Genomic DNA, 5799 nt, shown 5'->3' with positions numbered 1-5799 from the left:
CGCTCCGCGCCGCTCACGCGACCACCCCCGACCCCTCTCCCTGAGGGAGCAGCCCTCACCCCCGACCCCTCTCCCTGAGGGAGAGGGGAGTTAGGGATAGGCGCGTTCGCGGCAGCATTGCGTCGCAACAACGACGTAGAGAAACGTTTCATGAATAGGTCAGGGAGTTGCAGCTCAAGCCATGTGGCAAAGTGAGGGAAGAGCGTTCAAGATCCGGCCATGCCTACATTGTTTGCTGCTCTCCTGGCGGCGCTGGGGGGCTATCTCCTGGGATCCATCCCCACCGGCTACTGGGTAGGCCGTTGGTGGGGCGGCATCGACCTCCGCCAACAGGGATCCGGCTCGACGGGGGCAACCAATGTGTTGCGGACGCTGGGCAAGGGGCCGGCGCTGCTGGTGTTGCTGGTGGATGCTGCCAAGGGGGCGGCAGCGGTGGCCCTGGGATCGGCTTTGGGATCGCCGTGGTGGGTGGTCGTAGCGGCCCTGGGGGCGGTGATCGGCCATAGCCGCTCCTGTTGGCTGGGCTTCAAGGGGGGCAAATCGGTGGCCACCAGCCTGGGGATCTTGTTGGCTATGGCTTGGCCGGTGGCGCTGGCCACTTGCGGAGTCTGGCTACTGGGGATCGCCCTCACCCGCATTGTCTCCTTCAGCTCTTTGCTGGCGGCGGTGGTGGCCCCGCTGCTGATGTGGGCAATGGCTCAGCCTCTGCCCTATGTGTTGTTTGCCTTGGCGGGCGGAGTGTATGTGATCGGGGCTCATCGACGCAACATCGAGCGCCTGCTGGCCGGCTCGGAGCCGCGCATCGGCCAAAAATTGGCCCAATCTCCCTAATTCACCCTGTCCCAGAGCACGATGGAACAGACGACAGTGGTTTTCGTTTACGGATCCCTGCTGCGGGGTGGCCAGTACCACAGCCTGCTGCAAGGAGCAGAGTTTTTGGGAACCGACAGCCTCAACCACATCGACCTCTACGATCTCGGCCCCTACCCGATGGCGGTTCCTGGCCAAAATCGGCTCTACGGCGAGCGCTACCGCATTCCCTTGAGCCTGTTACCCCGCCTAGACGAGCTGGAAGATCACCCGCGGCTGTACGAACGACGGTGGGTGCAATTGGAGAGCGGCACATCGGCCTGGGTATACCTAGGTCGGCCCAAGCAGGTGCAGGGGTGCTCGCTCATCCCCAGTGGCCGCTGGCTGCCTCGAGATCCCTAGAGATCAAAGTGGAGCTTGACGCCCTCAACATACTGGGGCAGTAACTCGGCTGAGGGTGGATCCCATTCCGGGGGATCCGACTCTCTGGCAAAGGGAGCAGCGGCCTCTACAGGGCTGGACGTGCGCTCCAGGTAGTAGATGCGATCTCCGCGTCGCCAAACGTCCGGCTCAGGCAGGTAAAACAACCGGCCCAGTTGAGACGATCCGCCTCCCTCCCGGAACCAGCCCCCCAAGCGCTGCGGGCGCACCAGCAACAAAGGCAGGCAGAGATCGGCTTTGATGCGGTAGGCAAACTGATCCCGCAGCCGCTCCAACGTGGGATCCTCCACTTCCATCTGGGCTGAAAAGGGGTTGAGCAGAGCTGAGCGCGCCGCCGAGATCGACTCCTGGGCCGAGGCCACTGTCAATTGGGGGGGCTTCAGACCCAGATCCGCCAAGGTGGGCAGGGTGATCGAGCGCAACTCGGCCCGGTTGGCCTCCAGGTAGCCGGCCCAGCGCTGCAGTTGGGAAAAGGGGATCGGCAGGGTGCGGATCCCTTCTGAGATGGGCATCTCCGGCAGCAATACCGTCCAGATGGCAGCGGAAACCGAGAGCTTCACCATCAACTCGGCAATGGCCCAGTTCATCTGGGGATCCAAAGTCAGGATCAGCAGCGTCTCCGCATGGTCGATATCGGCTTTCAAGAAGGCTGACTCGCTCAGCACGGCTTCCTGCAAAGATCCGGGAAGCACCTGGCCAGGTTCCTCCAAGGACTCCGTCCCGCTGACGCGAACGGGCAGAGCTTTGGAGAGCCCATTGCTGGTGGGGGGCTGGGGCCCTGAGGTATGGCCGGCTTTGTGGCCGTTGAGCTCGGCTGGGCCGACAGGCTCGCGCAGACGGGATCCCGACGGCAGTGGCAGCACCTCCACCGCCTGGTTGAGGGAGCGCAGCAACTGGGCCAACTGGTCGACCAGCGGATGGTTGCCGACGATCACGGTAGAACTGCCCTGATCCAAGCCCAGCCAGCGGGCCACCCAGGCGGCGGTCAGCCCCTGCACCGTCACCGTGAGCGAGATGGTCAAAAACACCAGCGCCTTGAGGGCATCTCCCCCGGTAATGCCCCGCTCGGTGAGCAAAATGGCAAACAAAGAGGCCACCGAAGCCGCCACAATGCCGCGGGGGGCCAGCCAGGCCACAAACAGCTTCTGCCGCCAATTGAGGTCGCTGCGCCAGGTACACAGCCACACGCTCAAGGGGCGCACCACCAGCATCAGGCAGAGCACCGTGGCCAACGCTCCCCAGCCCAGAGCAAATACCGCCTTCAGAGAGAGGGTGGACGTGAGCAGGATAAACAATACCGAGATAGCGACCACCACCAACTGGCCATGGAACTGGCGCACGCTCCGCTCGGCAATGGCCGCCTTCTGCCGCACCACCAGGCCCGCCATCACCACCGCCATCAGCCCCGCCTCGGAGCGCAGCGACTGGGCCAGGGCAAACACCCCCAGCGCCCCCGCCAGCACCACCGAGTTGCGCAGCTCCTCCGTCAAAAACTGCCGCGACCAGAGCAGAAAGGATCCCATCAGCCAGCCCCCCAGCGCCCCCACCGCCGACCCAATGGCCAAGCGGCTGGACAACTGCTCCAAGGCCATGAGGAAGCTGGGGTGGCCAGAAAGCACCACCTGCAGCACCACCACCGCCAAGATGGCCCCCACCGGATCGATGAGCACCCCTTCCCCTTCCAGCAGGGTGCTGACGGCGGAATCGACCCGTACCCGCTTCAGGATGGGGTTAATCACCGTCGGCCCCGTCACCACCACCAGGGATCCGAACAAAAAGGCCAGGGGCCAGGGAAACTCCCCCAAATAGTGGGCCGCCACCGCTCCCCCCACCAAGGTCAGCAGGGATCCCAACAACACCAAATTGCGCAGGCTATCGGAGACTTGGTTGAGGCGTTGCAGCCGCAGGTTCAGCCCCCCCTCAAACAGGATCAGAGCCACCGCTAACGACACCAGCGCCTCCAGCCCGGATCCCATAACCTGGGGGTGAACCCAGCTCAGGCCATCCGGGCCCAGCAGCACCCCAAACAGGAGCAGGAAAACAATGCTGGGCACCTTGACAAAATTGGCCAGGACTTGAGCTGCGATCCCGGCCACTAGGGCCAGCGTAAACAGGATCGTCAGCTCAAAGGAGTTTTCCATGCCGAGGCTCAACCTCCCTTAGCGAGAACTCTGTCCCAGCAGTTCTGTCTTGGTTAGCGTTGGGGCCACAGAAGGTTGACATGAACAGGCTGTTAACAACTACAAGTCGCTCCGGGCCGGGACAGACACAGGTGGGAGCAGCGAGAAAGCATCTTGACGAACAGGCAAACTCTGGCCGAATGTAACACTTTTATGTAACACCTTGAAGTTACTGCTCCTTGAGTCTAGGGTAGCTCAGGCCGAAGGTGAACTCAAATGGCCGCCCTCGGAGGGGGCAGCTCCCTGTTGCAGGCTGTCCTCTTGGCAGGGGCCGGCCTCCGCCAGGGGCTTGACACGACGAATGGGCAGGTTGGCGATCAGGGCCGTCGTCCCCCCTTCTGCCGCCAAGTGAAATTGCAGCCCCTCCGCATCCAGCTCCACATAGCGGGACACCACCCCCAAAATCTCCAGCCGCATCGCTTCCAAGGCTGCCGGGGTGAGGTCGGTGCGGTCGTGGGCCAAGATCAGTTTCAGGCGTTGCTTGGCCTGCTCGCGGCTGCTGCCGGAGTGGCGGGAGAAAAGCTGATCTAAGAAATCGAGAAGCATGGGCCTTAGCGGTAGCTGGAGTCAGTCGTCAAGGCGAATGGGGATGGGCAAACCCAATCCAAATCAGGCAGAAGAGCCATTCAAAGCACCTTTTGGTTTAAAAACCGCTTGGCTTTTTCCCAGAAAGACTCACCCAAGCTGGCCAACTTGGGGAATTCCACCGTCTCCCCTTCCAGCCGTCGGGCAATGCGCTGGATGGCCTGAGCAGCCAGAGTTGGGTTGGCCGAGAGGACTAGGGGCTCCCCTTTGTTGGTGGAGACGATCACCTCCCGGTCTTCTGGAATGATACCCACCAAGGGGATGGCCAGCACCTCCACCACGTCTTCCACCGACATCATCTGGCCGGCTGCCACCATATCGGGGCGCAGGCGGTTGACGATAAGCTGGGTCGGTGCAATTTGTGCAGCTTCCAACAAGCCCACTACGCGATCTGCATCCCGCACTGCCGCCACCTCCGGGGTGGTGACGATGAGTGCCTCGCCGGCCCCCGCGATGGCATTGCGAAACCCCTGTTCGATCCCTGCCGGGCAGTCGATCAGCACATAGTCGTGGCTGCCGGCCAGCTTCTCGATCAACTGGCGCATCTGATCTGGGTTGGCCGCCGTTTTGTTGCGGGTTTGGGCTGCTGGCAACAGCGAGAGATTGGGGGTGCGTTTGTCTTTCACCAACGCTTGTTCAAGGCGACATTCCCCCGCAATCACCTCTAGAGCCGTGTACACCACTCGATTCTCCAGCCCCAGCAACAAGTCCAGGTTGCGCAGGCCAAAGTCGGCATCCACCACCACCACCGAGCGACCCAAGCGCGCCAAGGCAGTGCCCAGGTTGGCCGTTAGGGTGGTTTTGCCCACCCCGCCTTTGCCAGAGGTTACGACAATGACTCGGCTCATACCCCCCTCCGCAGAAAATCCTGAAGGCTGGCAATGCAGATGGCATCCTCCTGCAAGTAAACCACTTCTGGCGTGTCGGGGGGGGATCCACCCTCGGGTGGACGGGCCACCTGATCGGCAATGCGCAACTGAGTCGGCTCCAACTGCAAAGCCAAGATCACAGCACTCCTATCTCCCTCGGCGCCGGCATGCACCAGCCCTCGCAGACGTCCCCAAACCCAAATGTCTCCGCCCGCAATGATCTCGCCGCCAGGGTTGAGATCCCCCAGCAAGAAGACCGAGCCGCGGTGGCGCACGGACATTCCCGAGCGCACTGTGGATCGCAGGTAGAGGGGGGTGGTATCCGGGGGGACAGGGGGAATCGCCTCCAAGGGAGAAGATTGTTCTACAGAATAGCCCAGCGTCGCCGCCGCAATCGCCGTCGAGCGGGATCCGGTTTGGACGCGCCACAGTTGCAGTCCATGCTGGGACAACAGGGCAGCAAGGATTTGTAAGGCAGGCATGTCCAGCTCTCGCCCTTGGCACCACAGGGTCAGGGGAGCCACTCCTGCCCAGTGGGGTTTGCGGCTGCGCAACTGCCACACCAAGTTCTCCCAAACTTCTTCCCAGGTCAGGGTGCTGGGCAGGTGCAGATGGATCCCTTGGGCATCCGAGCGAAAGTACACACTGCCCGTAGCCCAGGAGTCTGGAGATGGGGTAAGCGGGGAGATTTCAGGGTTCCATGTAGGGGATCCCATCATGACGGCGCCTGAACATTTGCCCGAATATAGAGCCTCATCCTATTCCATTCTTCCCCAGGGGTATGGTGCAATTTTTGGCCAAATCGCTCAACATGGCCTAGTCAGCTCCGGCAGCTCCACTTGGCCTGCGCAATCTCTCCCCCAAACCCAGCGCACCGAAATCGAGATCTTGCCTGTGCTGCCGGTTTTACCCTA

At 62.2% G+C, this 5799-nt stretch carries 6 protein-coding genes and 1 pseudogene; 3 read left to right on the top strand and 4 right to left on the bottom strand.

Annotated features, from left to right (window positions below):
• Positions 1 to 219: 219 nt before the first annotated feature.
• Positions 220 to 831, top strand: coding sequence for a glycerol-3-phosphate 1-O-acyltransferase PlsY (gene plsY / locus NW853_RS02790; protein ID WP_414335787.1), 612 nt, complete (start codon positions 220 to 222; stop codon positions 829 to 831).
• 36 nt (positions 832 to 867) lie between these two features.
• Positions 868 to 1212 carry a gamma-glutamylcyclotransferase gene (locus NW853_RS02785; protein ID WP_414335785.1) on the top strand — a complete coding sequence of 115 codons (345 nt, stop codon included), beginning with the start codon at positions 868 to 870 and terminating at the stop codon, positions 1210 to 1212.
• Here NW853_RS02785 and NW853_RS02780 read toward each other — a convergent pair.
• The 4 genes from NW853_RS02780 to minC all read right to left on the bottom strand — a co-directional run bounded on the left by NW853_RS02780 (position 1209) and on the right by minC (position 5601).
• Positions 1209 to 3392, bottom strand: a complete 2184-nt coding sequence (locus NW853_RS02780) for a cation:proton antiporter (protein WP_414335783.1) — start codon at positions 3390 to 3392, stop codon at positions 1209 to 1211. The two genes, NW853_RS02785 and NW853_RS02780, sit on opposite strands and share 4 nt — an antisense overlap.
• Positions 3393 to 3626: 234 nt before the next feature.
• Positions 3627 to 3977, bottom strand: a complete 351-nt coding sequence (minE, locus tag NW853_RS02775) for a cell division topological specificity factor MinE (protein WP_414335782.1) — start codon at positions 3975 to 3977, stop codon at positions 3627 to 3629.
• A gap of 80 nt (positions 3978 to 4057) precedes the next feature.
• Positions 4058 to 4864, bottom strand: coding sequence for a septum site-determining protein MinD (gene minD, locus NW853_RS02770; protein ID WP_414335781.1), 807 nt, complete (start codon positions 4862 to 4864; stop codon positions 4058 to 4060).
• On the bottom strand, positions 4861 to 5601 hold the full coding sequence (minC, locus tag NW853_RS02765) for a septum site-determining protein MinC (protein WP_414335788.1): 741 nt from the start codon (positions 5599 to 5601) through the stop codon (positions 4861 to 4863). The genes minD and minC overlap by 4 nt, the downstream gene beginning before the upstream one ends.
• Position 5602: 1 nt before the next feature.
• On the opposite strand from minC, the pseudogene NW853_RS02760 reads away from it, so the two are divergent.
• Positions 5603 to 5799: pseudogene (locus tag NW853_RS02760) on the top strand (hypothetical protein); the annotation flags it as partial.

The sequence above is a fragment of the Synechococcus sp. H55.11 genome (assembly GCF_047462475.1).
In the GTDB taxonomy this organism is placed as follows: Bacteria; Cyanobacteriota; Cyanobacteriia; order Thermostichales; family Thermostichaceae; genus Thermostichus.
Note: the sequence above shows the minus strand (reverse complement) of the source record. Positions and strands in the feature narration are given on the sequence as shown.

What these genes read in the sequence shown, in the direction of transcription:
- minD (WP_414335781.1), bottom strand. Translation starts at nt 4,864, where the DNA reads ATGAGCCGAGTCATTGTCGTAACCTCTGGCAAAGGCGGGGTGGGCAAA.
- NW853_RS02780 (WP_414335783.1), bottom strand. Translation starts at nt 3,392, where the DNA reads ATGGAAAACTCCTTTGAGCTGACGATCCTGTTTACGCTGGCCCTAGTG.
- plsY (WP_414335787.1), top strand. Translation starts at nt 220, where the DNA reads ATGCCTACATTGTTTGCTGCTCTCCTGGCGGCGCTGGGGGGCTATCTC.
- minC (WP_414335788.1), bottom strand. Translation starts at nt 5,601, where the DNA reads ATGGGATCCCCTACATGGAACCCTGAAATCTCCCCGCTTACCCCATCT.
- minE (WP_414335782.1), bottom strand. Translation starts at nt 3,977, where the DNA reads ATGCTTCTCGATTTCTTAGATCAGCTTTTCTCCCGCCACTCCGGCAGC.